Source organism: Janthinobacterium leeuwenhoeki, from assembly GCF_051380795.1.
Lineage (GTDB): Bacteria > Pseudomonadota > Gammaproteobacteria > Burkholderiales > Burkholderiaceae_D > Janthinobacterium.
The window spans coordinates 1-25,529 of sequence record NZ_JBNYXT010000053.1; the positions used below are offsets into that span (position 1 = coordinate 1).

Here is a 25,529-nt window from a genome sequence, read left to right on the forward strand (position 1 = left end):
CGCAGCTGTTTACGTTGTTTGCGTTCGCCAATCTGGTGCTGGCCGGCAGGCGCTTTACCGTCACCGAAACCCGAAAACCGTCTTGATCGACGAAAGGCGAAGAACGCAGCACCAATTCGTTCCAAAAGAGCTTGTATCGGCTCTCAAAAATGCAACTATTTGCTGATGATCTTGCTCGGCCGCCAATTCACGCGGCGCGCTGGCGAAAAAGCGCATTGATCAGCGCTTCCTTAGCGGATTAGACAAATACTCGGTGCAGCTATCCGGGTGGCTCAAGGCTGAGACGACTAAGCCGCGTAAGCAGCGGCGCAATTTGAAGCAGATCCATGAGGACCTGAAAGAGCTGGGCTATGCAGGGTCATACGACCGCGTGGCAGCGTTTGCCAGGCAGTGGAAGGCGGGTCAAACAGAGTGGGTCAATTCTGCGAGCAAACGAACATATGTCCCTCTGACTTTCGCTCCTGGCGAGGCGTTCCAGTTCGACTGGAGCGAAGATTGGGCGGTCATTGCCGGCGAGCGAACCAAGCTGCAAATCGCCCAGTTCAAGCTCAGCCACAGCCGCGCCTTTTTCCTAAAAGCATATCTGTTGCAAACCCATGAGATGCTGTTCGATGCTCACGAGCATGCGTTTTTGGCGTTTGGTGGTGTGCCACGGCGGGGCATCTATGACAACATGAAAACGGCCGTGGACAAAGTGAGGCTGGGCAAGGAGCGAGATGTAAATGCCAGATTCTCCGCAATGGTCAGCCACTACCTATTCGACGCCGAGTTTTGCAATCCGGCGTCTGGCTGGGAAAAGGGACAGATCGAAAAAAACGTGAGGGACAGCCGGCATCGCATATGGCAAAAAGTGCCTGAGCATGATTCGCTCGAGGCCTTAAATCGATGGCTGACTGCCGAATGTGTGCGGCTCTGGAAGAATATTCAGCACCCGGAAACCGATATGACGGTGTGGGAAGTGTGGGATGCAGAGCGGATGCATCTTATGCCGAACGGCAAGTCCTTTGATGGCTTTGTTGAGCATAGCAAGCGAGTATCGCCAACCTGCTTGGTGACATTTGAGAGGAATCGTTACAGTGTTCCAGCCGCTTTTGCCAATCGGCCGGTCAGTCTTCGAGTCTATTCGGACAAGTTGCGGATCGCGGCGGACGGGAAAATTGTGGCCGAACACCAAAGAGACATCACCCGTGATCACGGGCCAGGTCATACGATCTACAACTGGCGCCATTATCTTGCCGTCATTCAACGCAAGCCAGGGGCGCTAAGAAACGGAGCTCCCTTTGTGGAAATGCCGGCAGCGTTTCGGAAGCTTCAAGGCATTTTGCTAAAGCGACCTGGCGGTGATCGGGAAATGGTCGACGTCCTGGCTTTGGTGCTGCTGCACGATGAACAGCATGTGCTTGCCGCTGTGGAGCTCGCCATTGAGGCTGGAACACCCTCGAAGCAGGTCATCCTCAACACACTTAGTCGCCTACTCGACGGTGCGCCAGCACCGCTTATAGACGCTCCACAAGCCTTGGTGCTTGATGTCGAACCGCTTGCCGACTTTGGAAGATACGACCAACTCAGAAACCGGAGGCCTAGCGACTCAACATGATTCCAACGAGCAAGACGCCATGCAGCATGGCGAAGTCTATACGGTGCACGGCCAGTCGGTTTTGCACTTTAAAACCACTGACAAAAAAGGATCAACGATGAGAAATGACGCTCTGGCCGCGATGTTCAAAGGCCTGAAACTGAGGGGAATGCTCCAGGCGATGGAAGAGCTGGCCGCACAAAACTCGCCGGCTTTCCAAGCGGCCCTTCCGATCGTGGAAGGCTTGCTCAAAGCAGAAGCTGCGGAACGAGATGTCAGATCGCTGGAATACCAAATGAAAGCGGCCCGCTTTCCAGCCTACAAGGATCTGGGTGGTTTTGATTTTGGTTGCAGCTCAGTGAGCGAACCGCTCATTCGGCAGCTCCACACCTGTGATTTTCTTGAGTCCGGTCACAACATCGTGTTCGTGGGTGGTCCAGGAACAGGCAAAACGCACCTTGCGACCGCGATCGGAACGAGAGCGATTGAAGAACACAACTGCCGGGTTCGCTTCTTCTCCACGGTCGAACTGGCAAATCTTCTGGAAGCTGAAAAACAGCAGGGCAAAGCGGGCCACCTCGCCATGCGACTGCTGCACACGGATTTGGTTGTCTTGGACGAAGTAGGCTACCTGCCGTTTAGCCAGACTGGCGGAGCACTGCTTTTTCACCTCATCAGCAAGCTTTACGAACGCACAAGCCTTATCATCACGACAAACTTGGGCTTTTCCGAGTGGGGTGCAGTGTTTGGAGACGCTAAGATGACCACCGCTCTTCTTGATCGTTTAACACACCATTGCCACATCATCGAAACAGGCAATGACAGCTATCGCTTCAAGAACAGCTCGACTCAGCCCATCGCAAAAGGAAGGAGGTCTCGGCTCAGAGCCTCCTGAGCAATCTATACGTTAGAGGGTCGGAATTCGATGCAAATTCCGGGTCAGCGTTCAGTGCAATCTAACAGTCTCTCATCTGGGCTAATAACAGACAAGGGTTTCGCATAGCAGCTGAGGGCTATCCAAGGGGGAGGCTTGACGAAAAATCATGAATTTGCCAGAGGCACCAGCAATTTTCGCCAGATGGGTTGTCTTATTTAGGCCCGCGTTGGCGTGCTTGCCCTAAAATTCGCGCTAAGCAAATGCATATAGAGTTGGCAGCTACGAATGTATCTTTTCTCATGGGTAGGTGATGGCGCAGAGCTCATGTCTAGAAAATTTTTATTATTAATGTTGCATAGCATACCCTATCAAAATGATTCACATGCTATTCTTCGCATTTTTGGCGCGTTAATTGCTTTCGGGCACTAATGGTGGAAAGTCTGGAGCCGTATTGAAAGCTAGGAATTCTATATTGTCGCAAACGCAGTGGAATAGGGGGGCCTTCCTAAAAGTGCGCCTGTTTTTCACCTTCGAAGTCATTTGTAGCCAAATCCAGATGGCGCCAGGCAATCTTGACTGCGATCAAGCAAGTAGGCGCTACCACACCATCGATGCCCTCAGGCCAACCTTGGAATTCTATCACTATCGTGTTCTAGGTTACTCACTACAAGGATTTTGCAATTGTATGGGACCTTGGCTAAAACAGGGTATTCCTTGTGAGCGCCCGAGCCAACTTGTCCTATCTAATTGGGGAACTTTAGCTGCCATTACCCGAACATTGTGCGCCAAGTTTCTCATTTGCATTAACCATCAATTACTTTCCTCTAGCCCCAAACGATTTGCGGTTGAGACAGAAGGCCGAAAATATGATGGCGTGTTGGCGGCCAAAGCCCAGGCGGTTCTTGCAGGTTCTCTTCTGCAACCTTGGTTAATCGACGCAGTCCCGAGCATTGCCTCGATCCGGTTTGCCACTGCCTTTGGCTTTGTAATGCATCAGCTCTCTAAGGTTGAAAACGCGATCCTAGCGCCAGATGCTGGGTTGTTGGTAACCCCGCGTAGCGCTGCAGGCCTAACTTAGCCCATTATGACGAGATATAGAATTACTCAAACGGGAGTCAGCAAGTGACAGAGCAAAACACTATTGAACAGGGCGTGCCTCCATCTAGCGCTTGGGTGCGGTTCTTGCGTTCCTACGGACCTACGCCGAATAACTTGAATCTTTTCGACGAATACATCACCGGCGCGCTCAGCCGGGCGAAAGTAGCCCCGATCACACTTTCGAGCCCGCAACTCGACAAAATTGTTGCTCATGTGAAGTCGGGCGCACTAGGGTCTTTGCTCATCGCCGGCACCGCCGGCGATGGCAAAACCTACCATTGCAGAGGCTTATGGAGCGCGCTGGGCGGCACTTCTAAGATATGGGCAAATGCGAGCTTGGTTAAGGAGTTGACGTTGCCTGATGGACGAGTAGTTGTGTTTGTCAAGGACCTCAGCGAATTGCGCGATGAGCAGAGCGATGAAGCCCTGATGATGCTTGAACGGTCCGCGCTGGAAGGTGATGATTCGAAATTCATGGTGATCGCTGCGAACCATGGCCAGATGCTCGAACGACTGCGGGACCTTGGATTAAGGCAGGGGCGCGAGCATCCGCTTAGGAAACCACTCCAAGATGCGTTTTTGCTCGCTGATGAACCACCAGGCCGGCTCGCGTTGTTCGACTTGAGCCGCATCGCTCATCGGGATTCATTAGTCGAGGTAGTGCGTGCAGTATCGACACACAAGGAGTGGGACAATTGTGCCTCGTGTGCCTTTCAGGCAAATGATCGTGTTTGCCCTATTTCGGAGAATCGTCTCCGGCTGATCGGAGGCGCCAACGAGGCGGTATTCGTTCGCCGGTTGGGTGACTTAGTTGAGATCGCGAGGCTTAACGGCTGGCATTTGCCGGTCCGAGACTTGCTGGCCCTGACATCGAATATGATCCTCGGACATCCATTAGCCAAGGAAGGGCTCATGGCCTGTGCTGACATCGCAAGGATACAGGAGGACGGTTCGAGTGAGTTGGCATCTCTCTATGGGAACGTTTTCGGTGCGAATTTGCCGCCGCGAAGAGCCATGGAACGGCCTGTCTTCAAGGCTTTGGCGTCCTTCGGCATCGGAAATGAGTCCTCTAGCGGCGCTGACGGCCTGCTTGTTTATGGTTACGACGATTTTAAGCTTGCTGAGTCCTTCACGCGTCTCGTCGCGAGTGACCCTTGCTACGGAGCGACCCCAGGCTATCTTTCAGCGCTCGAGCGTTATTTGGAAGGCGAGGAGTCCGCTCGACTGGAGGTTGAGACCGACGAATTCATGGACCGCTTGGAATCGCAGCGCCGCCGCCTGTTCTTCACCCTGCCCGATGGCGAGGACGCCTATCCTTTCTGGGAAATGACCTCGTTTAGGTTTGGGGGAGATTACCTAGGCGTAATCAAGGCGCTTTCTGAACGTAGAGCTGTCAACGAGAGCATCCGGTCAAAATTGGTTCGCGGTCTCAATCGCGTCATGACCGGGCTGTTAATCGAGAACACCGACAACATCTTCGTCGCGAGCTCCGGTGGTTTCACCCAGTCGCGTGTGAGCGTGTTATGCGATACGGAAGCGCCGGCCAAGCGAGATCGTGGAGTCGGCATGATAATCAGGCTCGACAAACAAACCGATCGGGCATGCTTAGACATCGCGTTAGCTCCAGGCACCGGGAATTCTGTGTCATTCCCTCTATCCCCGATCAGGTTCGAGTTCCTTTGCCGAGTGGCTATGGGCGCCTTGCCCGGAAGTTTCTCCAACGAATGTTTGGAGGATATGCTCGCGTTTAAAGCGAAATTGCTTAGGAAGGCTGAGATGCTCCGTGACCAGCAGCCTGAAGGGGAAGACGAAGAGGTGACCATCGAGGATAACTCGATCAAACTCCGATTCATCGAGATAGAGCAACATGGGCTTGGGTTTTCCCGGCCGGTTACAGTGAGGATTTCCGTGTGAGGAAGAAAATAAAAGGTGTCGATTTCGCGGTTGATGAACACATTTGGGGGCATCGACTCTATGACGAACAACTGCCTCATTTGACGGTGCTGGAGTTCCTGAGTGTGCTCGGCTCGAACCTCAGCAAACCGCTTGCCGGTTCTGCTGACCAGGTCCACTATCGTCCCCAGCGGCAGATACGGCTTCGGGGCCTGTTGTTTAACAATCCTTTTGTCGAGTCGATCCGCGAGCGTCCAATCTCGGATGAAGAGAAATGGCGCGAATGGATTGACCGATTCAAGGAGGATTCAACAAAGCTCGGCGATCAGGATATGAGTTACCTACGCGGAGTCTTCTCGAACTTTGACGATTTTGCTAAGGCTATTGAGCTCTTGCGGTCTTCAGCATTCGAGGCCCGCAGTAACAAGCGCTGGAGTTCCAAATTTGTATTTCCTTTTGGTCCAGACGCCCTGTATGAGGATCTGCGCATTGATGCCAAGGGTGTGGTATCCAACGACCGAAGGTTCTTCGCCCGCACCGGAGAACTGCTTTACTTGATGCTTTCTAGAGCTAAGCGTGGGCCAGAGCTCGGCGCTAGGCTTGTCGAAAGGCTGTTCGATTCGAGCAAGACGATGAATCGGCTAGTGAAGGCAATGCAGGGTGAAGCGCAATTAGTGGACAGCGCTCGAGAAGTGGGGCCTCTTCCATACGATAGCCATCCCAGGTTCGATAGAATGTGCGACGACTGGCTGGCGATCCTGTCACGTGACATGCCGGTCTACGACGCTTTGGAGCACCTGATCGTCAATACCGGCCTCAATTTGCTTTTGTATTTTCTCGAGTGCGCAAAGACGGTCGCTGGCGATGCTGATCCGGTTGAAATCATATGCGAAATCGTCTCCCAGCGAACTAAGGTCCGGGCACTTTCAGGAGATTCCTACCAATCTAACCAAGCACTGTCCGTCAGGGCCATACGGGCCGAGGTGGAGAGTGTAAAGCTCGATTCGCGCTGGGATGCTGCCATGCAGTCGGGTAATCCACAAGGTGGGTGCTTGGACTTGATGCGCGAGATGTTCCAATGGCCGACCGATGAAAAAGATGATGAGGAATATGTGAATCTGCCCGGCGACGAGCTCGTCTCCAAGCTGATCGAGCGGGCTGAGTCACGTCATGAGCAGCATGTTGGCAAGATCCATGCAACATGGTCTAAGTCTATTGGACTGAGTTCGCGGCGGCTGGCGCGCAGGAATCGCTACGCCCCTAACGACCGGCTGCTCAAGACTTTGGTTGTCACGATTGTGGACAGTCGCATGCAATTTGACGAATTTCTGAGCGAGGCCAAGAAGCGATATGGCATCGTGATCGGTGACGTGGAGGGCGCTCGACTGGTGATGGATAAAAGAGTCGATCAAGAGGCGTTAAGTGACAACGCTAGGAATCTTGAAACGCGGCTTGTGGGCCTAGGATTGGTCCGTCGCCTCTCCGACTCATGCTCGTTCGTCGAAAATCCATTTGGTTCCAAAGGAGAAGAATAATGCTGGCCAATCGCATCATTGGACGCGTGGGCGCCGACATCCTTGCTGGGCGGCTAGCCGATTCGCGGCAAGCTGATGGGCGTCTTTCAGACACGGCGGCTCTTTTTAGGCTCGACAAACTGTCGTCGGCGCAAATCGCTTCGATTGCTCGGGAAATATTAGCCAATCCGGCGCTGCTGGCTCAGGTGGATTTGCGCATTCCGGCATCCTTGGTCGAGGGCCAAGGCTTGCCTGCGGAGGCTTTAACCGACATGAATGCGGGAGCGGTCCGCAATGCGGGAACAGATAAGGAAGCCTTGTTGACCGCAAATGGTAACGAACACAATCTTGCCGATACGTTGGGTCATGTAACGGCGCTCGGCGCCAAGGAATTCCGAGCCAACGAAGGCGCTTGGGTGGCGGCGACATGTCACGCTGCCGCGATCGCGCCTACGCCTGACGATCGCGGAGTGTTCAAGGCTGCCCTTAAGGGATTGATCTCGACGTCAGACCTGTCGCTCGACCAACTTGCGGACTTCTGCGCGATGGTGAGCGAGGGCTCGACGGTGCGAGGTTTAGCTATCAGAGATGCTTTGGGGTGGGCGCTTCCTTGGGTGGGGCTACCGCGTGACACGTCATTCTTCTCCAACGCAAAGACCTATGGCCAAGCCATTGCACCATGGAAGAAGGCGTTTGAAAAGTTGTTTGTCAATCGCGCTCCACTCTTGGCCAGGATGAAGCCGAATGGCCAACCCTTGGATCCCGAGGAAATGCATTTGAGGCTTGAAGAGAATGCAAGCGTGATTGACGACAGTGTTCGCGTGGCTTTGGAGTCTTTCATTGATGCGCCTTTGGGCGCCGACGAGCGAACATCTGGCGCGGTCGCGATGCTTGAATGGGAGCGGGATGGAGTCCACCTCATATTCGACAAGCCCCGCGTCCAGCAGCGCGGCCTGGCCGATGCAACCTTGCATTTCTTCGACAACCAATGCGCCGACGACGACGTTCTTGAGCAGCGCTGGCGCAAACATTTGGACGAGTTGCGCGCGCGTGAGCGACGTCCTGACTGGACAGAGGACGATGACGAGGCGTTCTTCGAGCTGCATCGCCGCTACTTGGAACAGGATAAGACGCTGCACAGCCGATGGGAGAAAGCGATCTTCGGTAAGGCCATTGAGTGTCACGATTTCCTGGACGGATTTACTGACGTCGCTTATCGGTTGGTATCAGGGGCGGGCGAAAGCGGGAAGGAACGTATCCTCCGCTTTACTGTAACGAAAGGTCGTAAGGAGTGGCGCGAGCGATTTAATCATGATGTAGGAGCTTATTTCTCCTCGATGTATCGAGGGATCAAGGAGCTCATGGGCTCAAAGGTCGAGTGGAAGGTCGAGCGGATGCGAAATGCTAATTTGCCCGATCCCTTGTTCCAGTATCCTGCCTTCTTCGCGCGCGAATTGGAATTGCAGGGAAAGATCAAGCCATACTCTTCACTCGCCAAATCTGCGATCCAAATCAAATTTGAGGTCGCCTTGGTCGAATGTCCTGGCGAGCGTGAAAAAGTATTGGACAAGACTCAGCTCGTTTGGACCTACCGGCCCGATTCGATTGGACTCTCCATGGTCGAAGACATGCTGCGGCTTAAGGAGAAGGGCTCTGTTGGTCGATCGGAAGTTCCGCGACGCGTGGTGAGCAAGAAGGGCGGAGTCCAAAGCGTCTCGCTGCTTGATACATCGACACTCGAGGCGACCTATTCTCGTGATGCTGGATCCCTCGTCCCGCAAGTGGCTAAGCTGGGCAATCTGCGGCACCATATCAAGCAGCGGATCAACGAGCTCGCCACCGAAGATAGAATCAGCGCAGAGCAAAAGACAGAGCTCAGGGCCGCGTGGGATATATTCGAGGAGGACTACATCAAAGCGCTTGACGACTTCATTGATGTAGGGCTTCATGGTGAAGCAGTGCTCAGGCAAGCGGAGTCATTCGGCGCGCTGTTGCGGGCGCTTGCCACGCACGCTCGAGGCGATGTCTGCCGTTCCAAGCTGGTAGCCGAAGTGCTGTCGATCGGAACCGTGAAAGTGCTCGGTGAACAGCCGTGCTTGATCATTCCGCCTTGGCATCCTGAAAGAATGAAGGCGTTGGCGGTCAAGACTCGCCGCGTTGCAGGCTTAGTGACGCACATACTCGGAAATAACAATGTCCTGTTCGGGGATCGTGGCATATTCTTCCGCGAATTCGCTGAGGAACTTGCGCATCCATTCTATCCAGAGATCGCAGTGACTCATCGCGGTGGCGCCCCGCTGCTCGTGTCCGAATGCAGCACCGTCAACGGATACAGTCTTTTCGAGCAGCCGGTTCGCGACGGTGGTGACTCCATGACCGACGTCGACCCTTCGGCTGCGGCAAAGCAGGTGCGTGAGCTCCTAGAACGCTACATCGGACTGCAGCCTCACGAAGCGAGCAACCTCAGCGTTCTGCTCTACAACACCGATGCCGCGGAGCTTCCGCTGGCAGTAGTGAGGGAGTTGTCTAACATGCAGGCCGAGACAGGGTTCCAGTGTAGTATCTCAGTTCGGCATCGTGATCCAGGCAAGCTCCGACGTGTGTATGCAGAGTTGGTGACCAAGTCCGGCGACGATCCTGATCTACCGGTCGTGAGTGAAACTTCGGAGAACTTCATCTCAAAGCTACGCATTTCGGTCTCGCCATCATCGGTGACCCCAGTTTCGACAGACGACGGTTTTCGCGCCTTCGACGTTGCATTCCTCCATGATGTGGTGTCGCGCACGGCTGGCGTTGAATGGATTTCTGTAGATTGGACAAATGAGCGTCCAAGCTTGGAGCATGCACCGTCTAGGTGGTCATACCGCAGCGTGTCCGGCGAGAACGAGCTTAAATCGACGACATTCCTAACTTGCCCGAGGCAGACCGCCTCAGGATGGGCATATGTGTCGGCAGTCGCGTCGGTGGTGCGCCAGACAGATGCCCCTCCCGGTGTATTGTTTCTGCCTGCTCGCCGCATTTCGCTTCAAAATGAAGCTCTAAGCGGGACGATGACCGATGCCCATGCTCTTGCCGAATGGGTGGCAACATACGACGAGCTGCTTGATAAGCGACAGCTGCAGGCCAATGGCGTGACGGTCGTTCGCTACCGTAGATCTTCAACCAACGGACGGAACATGATCGTGAGCTCAACTTCTGAGTTGCGGCTGTTGGGTGTGCTTGCGCGCCGTAGGCTAGTGGAACTGGGATTGCCATTTACCCCGCAGGAATACGATGGTGTGGCGTCCAGAATGAAGAAAGATGCCTTGTCAGTATCGGGTGACATTGTGTTGAGGGCTGCCAAGCGCGGCGTCTCCGCCGGTGAAATGGTGGGCCTGGTGCTTAGCCGCTATATGCTCGAGCATGAGTTCAAAGGCATCGTCGGAAAGTCGCGCCAATCGTTCAGCGTCTTCTTTTTGCTGGACGACTATGCCAATTGGCTTGCGCAAAAAGAGAGCCGTATTGCCGACATCTTAGGTCTCTGCGTAGAGGAGCGAGACGATGGCCTCCATCTCCATGTGGCCGTGGTGGAATGCAAATATGTGGGAGGCGATGGCGTCGCGGAAGCTCGAAGGTCGTCCAAGGCGCAGCTTCTGGCGACCTTGTCGACCTTCCGCGCTGCGCTTTTCGGTGATCCAGGACGACTGGATCGGGACGTGTGGCTTTCGCGCTTGGCCGACATGCTGATTGACGCGGATATTCCATCTGGGTGTTCTGGGTTGCTTGAGCGAGCGCGATCCGCACTGAGGGACGGAGCTGCCCGCATTTCTCTGAGGGGCTATTCGCATGTGTTCGTGCACACCCCCGATTCTGGCGCAAGCCACGCCGCTTCCGAGCAGGTATTGGTCGATGCGACCGAAGGCATACAGGCTTGGCAAGAGGTGTTTGATCGGCCGGAGCTCAGGTCGCTGGTGGAGGCATACGCTGCCAAGGCCAACCCAGCCTCGATCCGCTCGAAGCTCGGTCCTGAGGAGCCTTGGACCACTGCGGTGACGCGACCGCCCGCCGACCGGGTCGCATGGACTTCCACGATGGAGCGACTGGCGTCGAGCGGGGAGAGCGTCGAGGAACCCGTATTAGAGGACAGGGCGATGGCTTCGCCACAGCCTTTCGCATCGAAAAAGACAGATTCGCCGGCTGCGGAGACGGATCGCCCCCAAGAGTCTGCGTCAACAGGGGCGCCGGCTTCGGAGCATACCGCTGCGACGGCGGACACGCATCTGGGCAGGCTGGTGGCTGAGAAGGCCGCTGCCCAATCGGGCGGGATCGATGAACGGGACGCTTGGGCGGAGGAATCTACTCGCAAACTTAAAATTGCTTTGAACAGCTACGGCATGCAGGCTGTGGTGCTGGGCACGCGCCTTACTCCGAACGGCTGTTTGATTCGATTGGCTGGTTCGGACAAGCTACGTGTCGAGGACATCGAAGCCAAGCGAACGCAATTGCTGACAACCCATGCGATCAACCTTGTGACGGTGCAGCCGAAGCCGGGAGAGATCGTTGTTACTATCGCTGCGGAGAAGCGTAAGTCTGTATCGTTGTGGGACTTGTGGGCGCGCCGGGTTATGAACCGCAATGCGGCAGGAATTAACACATCGTTTGTTTTGGGGCTTCAAGAAATCAATGGTTCACTGCTTTACTTGAATTTGGGTTCCGAGTTCGGCGGCCTGTCCACCCATGAGCCCCATTCGTTGGTGGCCGGCGCCACCGGCAGCGGTAAGTCGGTCCTGATCCAGGCAATCATGCTCGACATCGCCGCGACGAATCCGAAGGATCTGGCTCACATCGTTTTGATAGACCCCAAAATGGGTGTCGACTATTCGGTGTTGGAAGACCTGCCCCACATGCGGGAGCCAATCGTCACGACGAAGGAGCGCGCAACCGAAGTGCTCAAAGAATTAGTCGAGGAAATGGAAAACCGATACAGAACCTTTGCCCCGGCCCGCGCACGCGATTTGACGACGTTCAATGCGAAGGCCGCGCCCGAGGACAAGCTGCCGATGGTTTTTCTTGTGCACGATGAATTCGCTGATTGGATGCTCGACGATGCGTATAAGGCTGCGGTGGGAGCTGCGGTTCAACGGCTGGGCGTTAAGGCGCGAGCGGCAGGTATTCATCTTATCTTCGCTGCCCAGCGGCCGGACAAAGATGTCATGCCCATGCAGTTAAGGGAGAACTTGGGAAATCGTTTGATTTTGAAAGTCGCCAGTGAGGCAACATCGAAAATCGCACTAGATCGACCAGGAGCGGAGCTTCTGCTTGGAAAGGGGCATCTGGCAGCTAAGCTCAATGGTGAGCAAGGGCTAGTGTTTGCTCAAGCCCCATTTTTGTCGGACGACGACATTGAACTTGCTGTCGTAGCTATCACGAAAGATCAGGGTTTAATAATGGAGCCACAATGAACGTTGACGACGCCATCGAGACTATTACGCGATTCTTCAATGACCTTATTGGTAGTATTGTTCCAGGAGTGGTGCTTGCAGTTGGCTTATCCATAATGCATTTCGGGCCAGCCAAGATTGCTGAGGCTAGCGAGTCCTTTGAAAGCGTAGCATTGACACTGACCGTGGTTGGCATAATGTTTGCAATTGGACATGGTTTAATGGCAATTTTCGAGATTGCGCTTCAACCTTTCTTACGATTTTTTCGGGTAGTCAAGAAGTTCGATGAAGCGGAAGCCAAGAATCGTCAGTCATATAAGCTTTTCGCCGAGATTGTCAACAAATTGCAAACTCAAAATGCTACGAACATTAGTCCCAATTGGGCTTACAACGATCTTCGCAGCGTTGCGCTTTCGGTATCTGTTGAGGGAGCTTCGTTGGGTCGTAGGTTCATGTTCATATCATTGCTGTGCAATGGTGTGGGAACAGCGCTGATGATTATGTTGGCAGATTTCTTGGGTTGTCTTGCTTTGAGTCAAAAAATGCTGTTTCCGCATGTTGTGGCTATGAATTGGTTCGTGCAAAGCGTGTTGATCTTGATTATCTCCGCGGCGCTCTTTAAACGTGGAGAGGTCTTCTATGGAAGAGCAATGGCAACTCCATTTTCTATAGCAGTAACAGAACTCAAATTGAAGCGAGAAAACAATGTCACATCGTGATGATCGAAAGGTAATATACTTGGCTGGCGGCTTCAAATCCGGCTGGCAAACTAAGGTCTTGGAGCAGTTAGCTAACTATGATTTTCTCGACCCGAGCCAGCACAATATTGAAGATGCGGCGGAATATACTCGCTGGGATTTAGACGCTGTCCGCGCGAGCGACATCGTCCTAGGCTATATGGAGTCGACAAATCCAGGTGGCTATTCGTTGGCGTTGGAGATCGGTTTTGCTCATGCGCTGGGTAAAACAGTGCTGCTGGTGGACGAAATCAAAGATCCGTTAGTGAGCAGATATTTTGAAATGGTCCGCCAGTGTTCAGGCCAGGTCTTCACTACACTGGCTCAGGCAATTGAGCATTTGCGTAAGAACAATTGATTGATTGAATGAGTGGTCGGTCGCGCTGCCCCGATTTCTATTCGTTCGCATCCCGAATTCCTACTCATGCGTGGTTTCGTTTTGTTTTTTCGCCTCCGCAGGGGGCTCGGCAACCACCTCGGACTTTTTGAAAACACTCAGCACGACACCTGCATTGGGACGAAACGCGCTTTTGAGATGGGTTTCGGGCTCGATTTTATTTCGGTAAATCAGGCCGGATACATTGTCGCTTTTCGAAACGATTTCCTTGAATCCCTGGCTTACATTTGGAAGGGGTATTCCCCGCCCGAGGACATCAAACAATTCAATGGAAGTTTTCAACCTAGCGACCTGCTCCCTAGCGCGGTCATTCACCAAAGAAATATCGATTTCCGAAATAGCTTTGCAGAGCGCTTCGCAGGCATTATCGGTGAGTGTCAACCTCTCGACAGGTTTGTCGGGATCCTCTGACCGTCCGACGTAGCATACTCCACCGTCGCCTAGATCGGGCATGTCGAGTTTCGTGAACTTGCCGTTCGCGTCATAATAGAATGCCTCCACTTGCATGTGGAACGTCGCGGGCATTGGCGCTATCAATCCGATTCTACCCATGCTAGCCAATAGTTTTTGTTGGATTTCAAGAGCGTGAGACTCCCGTAGTCTCGCGATGATTTCAAATGTGGCGCCGTGATTCTTTGTCAGTAAATCGAGCTGTTCGTGGTTCAGTGCTTCGACATGCTTAACGTTCCATTTGATCCATTTGCGCTGACCGTTGGGCAAGTCGAATACGGGTGTCCTCGGGCCTGTGTCTTTGTATGTCCATTTCTCTTCTTCAAGCGGCATCAATTTCCCAACTTGGAGGATAACTTTGCGAGCGCCATTCCTCTGCAAATCGCATGCCGGCGTAAGGATCGCCAAGACATTGTCAGCTTCGATATCGCCCAATAGTTGATTATGCGAAGCCTGCGCTGGCTCCGCCTGCGGCCCAGCCGCCAAATCTGGTGAGGTGGTGAGGGGCGGTGCATCTGCCTGGATAGCCACGTTCGGTTTTCTGAGAATAACGTCTCCAAACGCGACATTAGAGCCAATTGATCCTGGAAGTTTCAATCGCGCACGGTTTTGAAATAGCGCACGTTGAGCCAAGTCGAGCAAGTCGTTCGCACCAGGAACAAACGGAGGAGGATACTCGTCGCTAGTCATTTCGTTGAGAGCCAGAGCAGCGTCGATGATTGCTGCCTCTCCCTCAATCTCGTGCTGTAGAACTTTTTCGAAGACATCGACCAGGTAACTGCCGGTCGGTTCACCTTCGACGGAGAGGAGCAAGTGTTTGATTTGGGCTATCTCGGTCAGCCCCAGTTTGCGAATCAACTTTGTTGTTCTATCGCGAGCTGCAGTAAGCCCGTTCTCCCATGCGTGGACAAACGTCGATAGTTTCAATGAGTCGGCGTAGTGAGAGGCTAATCGCTGAACTGAGCGAGCCACTACGCCGACATCCATTAATTCTGATTTTTGAAGAACCCTAAAAGCGCTATCGAAGAGCTTTGTTCGTTCCTGAAACTCCGCGCGTTTTCCATGCAGCCTGCTGCTGCGAGACATGAGCACGACCAGAGGAGGCCTTTCGCGGCGCTTCTCGATGACGTTCGCGAGCTTGTTGATCGACAACTCTACGTCATTTGACGACTGCGCCGAGCTAAAAAAAAGATCGATGAAAATCAGGTCAACATCGTGCGCATGTGCTTCGAACTCGCGACCCTTCCTCTCAAAGGGCAATTCGAATTCGGTGAGATGTTGTTCAAGGTTGCCGAGTAATCTAAGATCTTCGGCGATATCCTTTTCATAACGTGCGAAGAGAGTTGCGCATTGAGCTGCTCCGATTGTGGACCGATGTTCCCAAAGAAATTTAACGAAAGAGTCGCGCGTGCTTAAAACTTGACCATCGATGCTCGAATACTCTGGGTAACCTTCGGCTAGAGCCTTTCTATCCGCTGGCTTTAGATCATCAAAAAACTGAGACCACTCGGCGGAATCGTCCGCGAGGTCAGGTGCTAACGGGATCGGATCGTAGGCATCATCAACAATCAACGCACGCCTGACGTTGGAGGATTTCAGAAGATCTTTGAGTTCAATGGTCATATCGATGCGCTGTTTGGAAGTTCGAGGATGAAGCGGTTATGCCGGCCCGTTGATGGATTCGGATTAGGATCAATGATCAATGTTCCATCCATGTATTCCGCGCATTCCCGAGCAATGAAAAGACCAAGCCCACGGCGCTTCGATTTTTCTTTCATCGAGAAAAAAGCCCTGAAAACACGGTCGATATTTTCAGGTGCTATCCCTGGCCCATTGTCTTCGTAAATGATCGTAGGTGGGCCTTCCGATAATGCGATTCTGATTGCGGGCCTCGGGCTATTTGGTTTAGTAGACATCATATCCAACCAATACTTTGAATTTGATATTAAGTTTTCCAGTATTTGAACAACCATGCCCTTGACGCAGCGGACTCTGACTGGGCCCGCCGGCAGATCAAGGAATTGCTGAATGTCATGTCGTCCAAATTGAGCTTCATGCGCATCCAGAGTGTCTTTTACCAAGGCCTTGAGATCGAAGACCTCAGCTCTCTGGCGCCCTGAAACGCTCATTGGGTCAAGGATACGGACGCGCTTGCTCAGGCTCTTCATCTGGGCGCGTAATGAATCGAGCTTGGCGCGGACATCTTCTGGGACATTTTTTCCGCGAAGTGCCTCTAGATTTTCCAAGGCATTCTCAGACGCGCGAGCTAGCTCGTGAGCCACGACCTCGACCATCAAGCCGACGCCGGCCATTTCGATCATTTGGTGGCTTTCGCGTTCTACCTCCTCAATGCGCTGGCGGGCTTTGGCAGCAAACTCGGAAAATTCAAAAAGAGTTTGCTGCAATTCTTCTAGTGCCGCGCCACCTTCTGGGGGCGCCACCTTGCGTAGCCTTGTAAGCGCAGATTTGCCACGCGCTTCGAGACTTGCAACTTCGGCTTTCGCTTCAGTGAGGTCAACCTTCTGGTGATTGTATTGCTGCTCGACATTCTTCATCGTCCTTAGCAGGAGTTGTTGAATGACGTATTGCATGACCCCAAGTAGGACCTGCTGTTCAGGGTTCACCCGCAGCCCCTCTCGGTTCGTCTGATCGACAAGCAAAGGATTCGATACTCTGGATATCTCCACCCTCCCAACAAATTGAGTTTTATTCAATGTATAGCCGGATCGCCCTAATGCACGTCGATCTAACCCAAGCCAATCGTCGTCATTCTCGCCGTAGGGGAAAACGCGGAAACCATCTCGGAACAGGAGGATTCCTGACCATCGCTCTTGCATCTTTCTCACTGCGGCAAGATCGCCAATTCCGTCGATGCTCTGAAGTAGCCTCCTGTTATACCAGTAGGTCTTGAATGAAAATGGACCGATGTTTCTTAGTGCGTCTTCGGGCAAAGCGCTGTTGGGTCCAAGAAGTGCTGACTCAAGGTCTTCTAGCGAGATCTTATAGCGCTCTGTTTCCTTAGGATGGGGAAAACCAAGCTTTCTGATTTCGATAGTGCAATCGAGGTGCGGCTTTCCATCGACAATTTCGTAAGCTCCATCGACGAACGCATGCGCATTTTCAAGTAGGGTTGGCGGCATCCAAGGGATCGATACGCGGTCTTCATTCCAGAACAGCGCTATGCGTGGACGATTTTTTTGATCTTCGAACGGATCAGTAAGACGCGAAAAATGATCTTCCGCCATTTCCAATACACGTTGACGGGTCCAGTCTTCTGACAATTTTCCGATAATTATCCGGGTCCCAGACCAGTCAGAGTCAGGCTTGTCACCACCTTGGGACGGTTCGATTTTAATGTCGCCGAGCATAGCGTCAATCTCGGCGAAAGCGGACCAGTCGATGTCGAGGCAATTTAATTTGGGGTTGCTTTTCTTTGCAGTCTCAACTCGCAATTTCTCGCCAAGGCGCATTGCTGAGAGTCTGCCAATTCCCTTTTCGCCCAGGTATGGAGTCTTGGAGTCGCCGCGCTCGAGGGCCAGATCGACCTCTCGTTTTCTTGACGGCGTGCCGATGACCAGAAAGTTGCTCGTCAGCTCTTCGGAGGACATTCCAGAGCCAGTGTCAGAAATAACGATGTTGTTTCGCTCGTGGATATTTTGCAGCGCGGCGAGGAGTTCCTTGGCGTTGGTGCACGCATTGATCAAATCGACACACCCATCCAATATGTCTCTTGGCGCATCCATGTTCAATTTGGATATGCCTTTTTCCTTCAACGAATCTATGGCATCTGTGGGCTTCGAGTTTTTCGCAAGTGAAGCGATAGATAAATAGTCATTACGACGCATGACGACATTGAACTTGATATCGATGCCGTCGGTCGTCCCGGCATCGAACCCGTTCTTGATTAACTCGTAAAAAGCGATGATATCCGAACTGATAAGTTCGGAACCAAGCTCTAAAACGGTTCTGGCTGTGATTTTGAACACCAGTTTTCGCTCCTATCGCCTTTGATGTGGTCGTCGAGAGATTTTCATTCAAAATAGCATGCGCGGGATGCGCACAATTATCTTACTTGTGGCAAACCACGCACGCGCCGTTTCCTTCGTCTTCCCCATAGATGTCATCGATGTCTTCCAAGACTTCGACAGGCCGCAGAGGATTGACTGGTCGATTGGCCAGATCTCGCTGCTTGCGGCGTTCGAAGTCGGTGACGATTTGGATGACGCGTGCGGGCTTCTCTAGTTCGTCTAGCGGCTCGCCTTGAGTCCACGTAAATGGAGAGCCGTGTTCCAGCGCGTTCTTTTCGTATAGCTTTGCTTCTTCGAATGCCTCTGGATGACGTTCCTTGAGCCGCACCCACTCGATTTTTTGCTGGAAGAAGCAGAATGTGCATCCACTGCGAGAACGCCAGTCATAATACTTCGGAATGCCCACTCCGGACGACTCCAAGATATCCATCACCGCTTTTTTGTCGATCCCAGCTTCGCGGAAAGGAAGTCGAACTTTCAAGTTCTCATGCTTGGATGTATAGCCCTCGCGATACTCTTCGTCGGCGCGGATCGCGACGTAAGAGGTGACTGTGTCCCCTGCGGCTAACATCGGCTTTATCCATTGTTCGAATGGAGCAAGCTTCAACTGTCTGGTGCACCAGCGTGTTTGAGCCGATGGCAGAAAATGCTTGTATTCACGTAGCCAGAAATCAAAGTCGCGACGAGGATTTAGCCTAGCGATTGGCTTGCCGAGAAAACCTTCGAGACGGCCTAGAAATTCATAGACTTCGGGTAGTTCTTTTCCAGTGTCAGTGAAAAAGTATTCCACGTCGAGCTCAGGATAGTTCTGGCGGACGAAAACAGCCAATGCTGCACTGTCTTTTCCACCGGATATTCCGAGAACATGTTTTTCAGCCATGAGACTTCTCCATTTTTAGGTCGTCTTCAAGAGTTAGGCGCATTCCAGCTTTCGCCAGTGCAGCGAGCAAAATATCGGTGCTGTGACCCTCTGCTAGAAGAGTCGTCGCTAGCTTATCAGCCATTGACTCGACCGCATCGCGATGCCGATCGGGTATGGAGAAAGAGCGGGAAACAGTGCGTGTTTGGGCTCCGGCGCCAATGATCACAGTGAATGCTTCGGTAGTCGGCTCGCGGCCTTTGACCGAAACAAATGCTTCGGCTTGCCGGAATCGAAGAGCAGCTTGCGCGATATCCAAAAGAGCAAGATCGATATCGCGGTCATTCCAATCGCGAGGGGGTTTGTTGGCTGCAAGGCTCAAAATGCCTTCAATGCTCTCTTTGCTACCATCGTGTTTTGCTAGTCGAGCTGCAAAAGCATCTTGACGCAGGTCACCCGTCACGCCATTCAAAACTTCTGCTCGCGCGCGTAGTCGGTCTAACTTATCAACGGGCGCATCAAGAGCATCAAGCATCGAACTCTCTATACGCGCAAGCAAATTGTCATAAGCGCGCGCGATCTCTGAAATGGGGCTCCGAAGCGCATCTACATAGGATCGGTCGCTATTCTTCTCAAGAAGCGCGGCTAGATCAATGAATAGCACCTTGTGCGGATCGCTGGCTTTTAGCAGCGTGTCGCGCACAGCCCGAGCGACATCACTGATGGTATGGGTGCGTTGGCTCCATGCAGGCAAGCCGAAGACCATTGCGACGAGCCCACGCGCAGCTTCCAAGGGATCGCGAGTATTAGCAGATGCGCCAACTTCGGCAAGAATGTCGGAGATCCCTGAAAGGATGCTTGCCTTCTCTTGGTCGATCAAAATCCAACGCATGGAAAAGCGCGAGGAGTCCTGAAGATACTCGTCGATGTCCGCATCAGTGACGCGCGGAATAAACATGCCTTCCTTATACAAAGCAAGATTGCCTTTGTGAGCAAGCAAGAACGCAGTAAAGATCACGGGCATGACACCTCTACGGACGCCATATGGAGGCTTGGCCCATAAGTCGTAAAGGTCAGAAATCTTCACTCTCGTATTCGCATCGGTAAAGAGCTTGCGTGTCTCTTTCCATAGTGGCGAAAAGGTAGGGGCGTATTGATCATCAGGTGGCAAGAAGCGCCATGCGCCATTGTCATCCTGTCGATGCAAGCCCGTAGCTCGGAGCAGTGTCTCATACAGGCCGCGTTCGGCAGGGTATCCAGAAACGCCGAGATTCTCTTTTCCTTCGTGATCGAGCATGCAGTAAAGCAGATCCTTGCGAGCTTTGACGCTGTTGCTCGAGGGGCTATCACGGTTCAGAAGCTCGCTCCACAGCTCTGGAGCAGACGGGAATATTGAATCGGCTAGGTTGGATGCCACCGGCGATAGGCGCCCACTTGTGTCAATCTCTTCCTCGCCAGCTATCCATCGTGCATTGATCACTGCTTCGCGAAGTTGCTCTTCTAGATTCGCGCGCACAGACGAAATTCTCGCTTGCACCTCACGACGCGCAACAGGGTCGCCGTTGAGCTCGTGACGTGACTGGACAATCTGGAGCGCGAGAAGCTCTGAGCCGAGATCTTCAATCTTGGCGTGATTGCGCGGAATGCCAATGACCACGGGCCAAGGCTCAGCGATTGAAAATTCGTGGCATTTCCGCAGCGCGGCTTTGCTACTTATATTCGAGCCGGGCAAGGTTAGGAGAAACAAGCCGAATTCGCCATTGTGTGGCTTGAACTTTGTAGCGATGCGTTGGACATCGTCCAAGCGGCAAAGTGCCATGTTCATCCATCGCATCGTGCCTGTTTGGTGATAATGTCGTTTTGCAATGACCGGATATAGATTGGTTAGGCTTTCAATCAAGGAGAAATCTACGCCAGACATCCCGGCTCGGGCTTGTGAAACAGCATTATCGATATCGAAATCGCTACCTTCGAAGACCGACCAAGCTCCGATGTGCTTCTTGAATAAGATCACCCGCCAATTGGAGAGCTGTTCCAGGGCTGCTTCAACTTGTTCAAGTGTATGGCCGTAGAAAAGCGATTTCAGAACGATTGCCTCAGCAGCAAGTCCTGATCCATTGCGGAAAAGGTCGATCACAGCAATGTTTTTGATGAGATCGACATGCAACGCATCCGTGGTTTTTGCTTCGGCGCGCTCGACTGCCTCGACGGCTTGAGCCCAACGATGGCCATCCGGGGACGAGAGGATGGCAGGCTCCAAGTTGGCGCGCAGATAGTCCCAATAATCGTTAGGACGATACCAAGAGGATTGTAGTTGTGGCGTGGATTCGAGGTAGGAGCGGAATCCAGACGGTTCCACTGATGCCAAGAAGCCAAATGTGCTTCGTTCATTTTGTCCAAATTGGCGTTTGGAGATGGGGCCAAGCAAGGCGGCCATGGTTGGATGTAGTGGCCAGCACGCGTGTAAGCTCTTGGCGAAGCCGTGTCCAACAGTTGGGCGTCGCGCGCGAATGGAGTCTGCGATTTCAATGGAGGCTGGCATCATCCAATCCGGAGTGACCTCTGAACGGATGGCGCGGCCAATCAATTCGACAACTTCATCGCTCGCAGCAACCAAGGGAATATCTGAATATCGGCCTTGCACTTTCACCCAGTCGTCGCGAGTTCCAATTCCGAGTCGCGCCGCATATTGGCTGAACGATTGGTGAAGAATACCAATGACGACAATCTTCCCGGAGGTCCGAGCTGCTGCTTCCGCGAGCTCTTGGAAGAAATAAACGTCATCTCCGACGCCTAGCGCGGACGCTTCGAGAAACTTGCCCATTTCATCGATAATGATGAGGACGCCGTCGTTTTTCTTGGACTCGGCAGCTTCGCAGATATCTGAAATGAGAGCCGACGGATTGGTTTTGCGTCCGTCATGGCTAAACCCTTGTGCACGGCGAAGACCTTTGGCGAGCTCGGATACCACACTTGCTCGTTTACCAACGATGGGAATGGTCAACCAGCCTTTGCTGTAGGGCAGTGCTTGGTCAAATGATGGGATGCTTTCCAGTCTTAAGGACTCGCGCGCTTTTGTGCGCAATTGCTTGTCCGAGCCAAGGGCGCTCGCGAATGCCACTGCCAACGACGACTTACCGCCGCCAAAGGGACCAGTCCAGGAAAAGGCGCGTTGATTGCTCTCCAACAGCTGCTTGGTCATACTGCTTAAAACGCCGGTAGCCGTTCCATGGCAGATATATCCGTTCAATGCGTCTGGACGACCGAGATCGATATCGATGCGTATTGAGCGTTGATAGTGTCGTGATACGTGGACGATGTCCGAGAGTTTGATGATTTGCTCGTTAGGCATAAGCCCTCTCGATCATAAGTTCGCTGAGATTCTCAGTTTTGTTGATGTTGCGATGAACTTGTCTCAGGCCTGCGGTGTCAGTCCAAGACAGCGCGCCGTGAGTCAGATCCTCAAGCGCAAGAAGACGTTCTGCGATTGAATCCTCGTCGAGTTTGAATACGCGCCCGGGCGACCCTTCGCCGAATGCTATGGCTTCAAAAGCGAGCGAGCTTAGTCCCGGCGCCGCCGAGTCCCAAAAATCCAAAAGCGCGTAGGCGAACATTCCGTCATGCAGTGTGGCCTTTGGCCCTCGGCGGAACGCAAAGTAACCTTTCCGCTCTTCGAAGATCAGTCCCAACTCACCAAGCATAGGCTCGGCGTAATCTTCAGGCGAGCCGCCGACGGAGCGTGGAGCATAGCCGCGAAGGCACGTTTCGATATCGCGCGCTAGGGTCGCCGGGGAGAGCTTACGATTGGGGTCTAAGCTTCGGGCATACTCGGCCAATGGAGCTTCGAGGTCCTCGCGAGCGAATGTCGGAGTGGTCACATGATTGAAAAGCCACTTCCAAGTGGTTGCTCGATTTCCCTTTCCTGCCAGCCACCAATGCGCATACCAAGCTGTGGTGGGATTCTCCGAGTAAGGGTCTAGGCCGCCGTCTTTCAAGATGGCGCTAGCCGCGTCGGTGACTTTATAGGCGCCGCTCGGGGCGCCTTCTTCCGTCATCACATTGCAGGCCAATGCCCAATGCCTAATTGAGGCGACCATGTTTTTGCCAACGCCGAAGTCGGCGATCGCGTTGTCGTCAGTGAACGTTGATTTTAGAATGATGCCCTGCGATTTCGCTTGGTCGAAGGCTTTTTTGAGCCACATTTGACGAAGCGGAAACGTCTCGTGTCCGGAGAAGTGCGCCTGAACGCCTTTGGGTGCTGTGTTTTTCTTCATGCGCGCAATTATAACTGGAGACCTTCACCAGTGGATCGCTTTCCCTTCTGAGTGCGATATAAACTGGAGACTACCGCCAGCGGCGATGTGACCGTCTCTTGTCGTCTGTGCAGACGTCTGCACAGATTTCCACTATTCGTCGCCTACTCGCGGTATATTTATCAAAAACAACTTATGATGAAATAACAACGCGAGTTGCGTTGATGGGACTGTGGAAATATACAGTGTTTCCAGCTTTTTTGCGACCCGTTCTATGTCTTTGGCGTATTTTTCAGGCAATTTTGCAATGAAAATACTTTAATGCTGTTCGTTTAGACATTTGTTATGGCGAGATGTGAATAATGTCGCGATTTGTGCGGATCAGTCTTCACTCAATGTATTGGGCGAACTCGTGAGGTAGCATAGGGGTGGGGCGGCATGAGTGAAATAAAATCAAAGCTAAAAAAGGACACGGTTTTGCGGTTGCTCGTTAAGCATGGAGCGGACTTCGAAGTTGAGAAGCCAGCTGTATTCGCAAATCAATATGCCTTTAGTCCGAAGCCAAGGACCCACATGTCATCGGGCTCTTCGTTACGGAAGCAGATGAATAGTGGTGATTTCAAAGTGAGCGAGCCTTGCGCCGGCCGGGCCATGGGCGATGGTAGGTGCCGCTGGAGCATCGTTCTTAAGGTTCGTTCATTGGCGAGGACGTTGGCACTCGCTCCCAGAACTGACCTTTTTTATGAGCTGACAGGTCCAACGCCGGAGGCGCTTCAAGAGCTGTTGTCCGACGAGCAGGTGAAAATAGTCGCAGAGGCGAGAAAGCTACCGCCAAAGAAAGCGATTAAGGACCGCACGGATATGCTTTGATGTGTGACTTATGGGGCTCAGCGGGTGGCGGCCGGCGTTTTTGTATGGTGATAGTCATTAGATTCTTTTGTGGTGTTGACTTTGGTCGTTGGTTTTGATTTCTTTGAATTAAAGGAGCCACCAATATGTCAGACATCGATCAACAGCTTTTTGTAGCAGCCCAACGTGGAGCCGTCGACGATGTGGTCGCGTTGCTAAAAGAAGGCGCGAATGCGAAGGCCGTTAATTTTATGAGTGTGACGGCGTTGATGGCTGCGACGTTGAAGGGCCATCTGGACTGTGTGGTGGCGCTTTTGTCGAGTAGCGATGTCAACGCGGTAGATGAAGAAGGCTGCAGCGCGTTGATCTACGCCTGCCAGCACGGACGTCTTAATTGTGCAAAGGCGCTGCTTTCAGCAGGCGATGTGGGCCGAAAAGATTTCGAGGGCAGTAGTGCCCTTGATCATGCTAAAGGCTGGGGTGATATGGAGCTGACCAGTTTGATCGAATCGTATGAATTGGCTCAATCGGAGGCCCGCGAGCTTAGCCTCTTGGACGCTTCAAATTTCCAGAGTTTGCCCTCATCGAGGTTGTAAAGGCTGTGTTAACGACTTTGAGCAGCGACACAGTGCCTAGACGTTCAATCGCGCGACGCTCGAAGGACAGCTGAGGCTTGCAGGGCGCCGAAAAAACTGACCGGGATGTTATCAGGTGCCTTGGCTCGCGTTCGCGCGTGAAAAGGACGAGGTTTGCGCTAGCTATAACTCATAGGGGACACGACGGTCAGCATCAATGACGATAAATCATTCAAGTTAGCTTTGATCACCGAGGACTTGCAAGGAGACCAGTCCAAAGCTCCGAGAGGTCTTACGCTATAGTCCCGGCGTTTGCGAGGGTATGAGGGGGCAATCCAACCAGCAGACGAACAGTTCTTACGCAACAAAGCCCTCCAAAAGAGGGCCTTGTCTTGATACCTTTAATTCTCAATCTATTCGGCAAGCTCCCACTGAGATAGGAGTTGATACAACGCATCACTGCGCCTCTGCCTTATTTTAACCCCAATAATACCTTGGTAATTATCGAAATGCAAGTTAATTCTTTGGGGTGGGAACGGCTGGAATCGAACCTGCGACGCGTGGTGTATCAAGCCACCGCTCTACCAACTGAGCTACGTTCCCACCGGAGAAAGTCTGCTTAGCCACATCAAAAAATGCTTTGTGAGCGATACCGTCTCACTTTCGAGTGACATAAGTGCTCCTGGTAAATACTATATTACAAATAAAGATTTTCATGAAGAAATTTAAATTTTTTTAGAAATTTTTACCATCTATTGAACGAATTTGTTGCTAAAAATAGCTACTAGGGAAGCGCTGATCAATTCGGTTTTCTGGCGAGGTTGGCGCGCCAAATGGGCGACCGATGAGCCGTTCAAGCCCATTTTTCGTTCAAGTTGACGCGATACTTCGCGTCTTTCTGCAATCAAGACGGATTACGGGATTCGGTGATCGTAAAACGTCTTCCGGCCAGTACCAGGTTGGCAAAGGCGAACAAGGTAAAGAGCTGTGCAGTGTTCTTGGT

At 52.7% G+C, this 25,529-nt stretch carries 14 protein-coding genes, 1 tRNA gene and 1 pseudogene; 10 read left to right on the forward strand and 6 right to left on the reverse strand.

Features of this window, described 5'->3' with window-relative positions; genetic code table 11:
- Nucleotides 1-232: 232 nt before the first annotated feature.
- The 8 genes and pseudogenes from istA to ACQ4WS_RS24365 form a co-directional block, all read left to right on the forward strand.
- Nucleotides 233-1,597, forward strand: a pseudogene (gene istA, locus ACQ4WS_RS24330) (IS21 family transposase); the annotation flags it as partial.
- Between the two features lie 97 nt (nt 1,598-1,694).
- Nucleotides 1,695-2,471, forward strand: a complete 777-nt coding sequence (gene istB / locus ACQ4WS_RS24335; RefSeq protein WP_436479561.1) for an IS21-like element helper ATPase IstB — start codon at nt 1,695-1,697, stop codon at nt 2,469-2,471.
- A gap of 454 nt (nt 2,472-2,925) precedes the next feature.
- On the forward strand, nt 2,926-3,531 hold the full coding sequence (locus tag ACQ4WS_RS24340; protein WP_436479548.1) for a hypothetical protein: 606 nt from the start codon (nt 2,926-2,928) through the stop codon (nt 3,529-3,531).
- A gap of 134 nt (nt 3,532-3,665) precedes the next feature.
- Nucleotides 3,666-5,465, forward strand: coding sequence for a hypothetical protein (locus ACQ4WS_RS24345; protein ID WP_436479549.1), 1,800 nt, complete (start codon nt 3,666-3,668; stop codon nt 5,463-5,465).
- Nucleotides 5,462-6,979: a methylation-associated defense system protein MAD7 family protein gene (locus ACQ4WS_RS24350; protein ID WP_436479550.1), complete on the forward strand. Its 1,518-nt coding sequence runs from the start codon at nt 5,462-5,464 to the stop codon at nt 6,977-6,979. The genes ACQ4WS_RS24345 and ACQ4WS_RS24350 overlap by 4 nt, the downstream gene beginning before the upstream one ends.
- Nucleotides 6,979-12,399, forward strand: coding sequence for an FtsK/SpoIIIE domain-containing protein (locus ACQ4WS_RS24355; protein WP_436479551.1), 5,421 nt, complete (start codon nt 6,979-6,981; stop codon nt 12,397-12,399). The genes ACQ4WS_RS24350 and ACQ4WS_RS24355 overlap by 1 nt, the downstream gene beginning before the upstream one ends.
- Nucleotides 12,396-13,097: a hypothetical protein gene (locus tag ACQ4WS_RS24360; RefSeq protein WP_436479552.1), complete on the forward strand. Its 702-nt coding sequence runs from the start codon at nt 12,396-12,398 to the stop codon at nt 13,095-13,097. The genes ACQ4WS_RS24355 and ACQ4WS_RS24360 overlap by 4 nt, the downstream gene beginning before the upstream one ends.
- A gap of 19 nt (nt 13,098-13,116) precedes the next feature.
- On the forward strand, nt 13,117-13,473 hold the full coding sequence (locus tag ACQ4WS_RS24365) for a nucleoside 2-deoxyribosyltransferase domain-containing protein (protein ID WP_436479553.1): 357 nt from the start codon (nt 13,117-13,119) through the stop codon (nt 13,471-13,473).
- Between the two features lie 60 nt (nt 13,474-13,533).
- Here the strand turns inward: ACQ4WS_RS24365 and ACQ4WS_RS24370 are convergent, their stop codons facing one another.
- The 5 genes from ACQ4WS_RS24370 to ACQ4WS_RS24390 form a co-directional block, all read right to left on the reverse strand.
- Nucleotides 13,534-15,585, reverse strand: coding sequence for a hypothetical protein (locus tag ACQ4WS_RS24370; RefSeq protein WP_436479554.1), 2,052 nt, complete (start codon nt 15,583-15,585; stop codon nt 13,534-13,536).
- Nucleotides 15,582-17,948 carry a sensor histidine kinase gene (locus tag ACQ4WS_RS24375; protein WP_436479555.1) on the reverse strand — a complete coding sequence of 789 codons (2,367 nt, stop codon included), beginning with the start codon at nt 17,946-17,948 and terminating at the stop codon, nt 15,582-15,584. Before ACQ4WS_RS24375 ends, ACQ4WS_RS24370 begins: the two co-directional genes overlap by 4 nt.
- Nucleotides 17,949-18,030: 82 nt before the next feature.
- Nucleotides 18,031-18,870 carry a phosphoadenosine phosphosulfate reductase domain-containing protein gene (locus ACQ4WS_RS24380; protein WP_436479556.1) on the reverse strand — a complete coding sequence of 280 codons (840 nt, stop codon included), beginning with the start codon at nt 18,868-18,870 and terminating at the stop codon, nt 18,031-18,033.
- Nucleotides 18,863-22,201: an ATP-binding protein gene (locus ACQ4WS_RS24385; protein ID WP_436479557.1), complete on the reverse strand. Its 3,339-nt coding sequence runs from the start codon at nt 22,199-22,201 to the stop codon at nt 18,863-18,865. The genes ACQ4WS_RS24380 and ACQ4WS_RS24385 overlap by 8 nt, the downstream gene beginning before the upstream one ends.
- Nucleotides 22,194-23,123 (reverse strand): DUF4007 family protein, encoded by a 930-nt coding sequence (locus tag ACQ4WS_RS24390; RefSeq protein ID WP_436479558.1) that lies wholly within the window; start codon nt 23,121-23,123, stop codon nt 22,194-22,196. Before ACQ4WS_RS24390 ends, ACQ4WS_RS24385 begins: the two co-directional genes overlap by 8 nt.
- 417 nt (nt 23,124-23,540) lie before the next feature.
- Here ACQ4WS_RS24390 and ACQ4WS_RS24395 point away from each other — a divergent pair, with 417 nt between their 5' ends.
- On the forward strand, nt 23,541-23,972 hold the full coding sequence (locus ACQ4WS_RS24395) for a hypothetical protein (protein ID WP_436479559.1): 432 nt from the start codon (nt 23,541-23,543) through the stop codon (nt 23,970-23,972).
- A gap of 125 nt (nt 23,973-24,097) precedes the next feature.
- Nucleotides 24,098-24,547 (forward strand): ankyrin repeat domain-containing protein, encoded by a 450-nt coding sequence (locus ACQ4WS_RS24400; protein WP_436479560.1) that lies wholly within the window; start codon nt 24,098-24,100, stop codon nt 24,545-24,547.
- A gap of 509 nt (nt 24,548-25,056) precedes the next feature.
- On the opposite strand, the gene ACQ4WS_RS24405 is transcribed toward ACQ4WS_RS24400, so the two are convergent.
- A tRNA-Ile gene (locus ACQ4WS_RS24405) sits at nt 25,057-25,129 on the reverse strand.
- Nucleotides 25,130-25,529: the final 400 nt, after the last annotated feature.

What these genes read in the sequence shown, in the direction of transcription:
- ACQ4WS_RS24395 (WP_436479559.1), top strand. Translation starts at nt 23,541, where the DNA reads ATGAGTGAAATAAAATCAAAGCTAAAAAAGGACACGGTTTTGCGGTTG.
- ACQ4WS_RS24385 (WP_436479557.1), bottom strand. Translation starts at nt 22,201, where the DNA reads ATGCCTAACGAGCAAATCATCAAACTCTCGGACATCGTCCACGTATCA.
- ACQ4WS_RS24400 (WP_436479560.1), top strand. Translation starts at nt 24,098, where the DNA reads ATGTCAGACATCGATCAACAGCTTTTTGTAGCAGCCCAACGTGGAGCC.
- ACQ4WS_RS24390 (WP_436479558.1), bottom strand. Translation starts at nt 23,123, where the DNA reads ATGAAGAAAAACACAGCACCCAAAGGCGTTCAGGCGCACTTCTCCGGA.
- ACQ4WS_RS24360 (WP_436479552.1), top strand. Translation starts at nt 12,396, where the DNA reads ATGAACGTTGACGACGCCATCGAGACTATTACGCGATTCTTCAATGAC.
- istB (WP_436479561.1), top strand. Translation starts at nt 1,695, where the DNA reads ATGAGAAATGACGCTCTGGCCGCGATGTTCAAAGGCCTGAAACTGAGG.
- ACQ4WS_RS24355 (WP_436479551.1), top strand. Translation starts at nt 6,979, where the DNA reads ATGCTGGCCAATCGCATCATTGGACGCGTGGGCGCCGACATCCTTGCT.
- ACQ4WS_RS24370 (WP_436479554.1), bottom strand. Translation starts at nt 15,585, where the DNA reads ATGACCATTGAACTCAAAGATCTTCTGAAATCCTCCAACGTCAGGCGT.
- ACQ4WS_RS24380 (WP_436479556.1), bottom strand. Translation starts at nt 18,870, where the DNA reads ATGGCTGAAAAACATGTTCTCGGAATATCCGGTGGAAAAGACAGTGCA.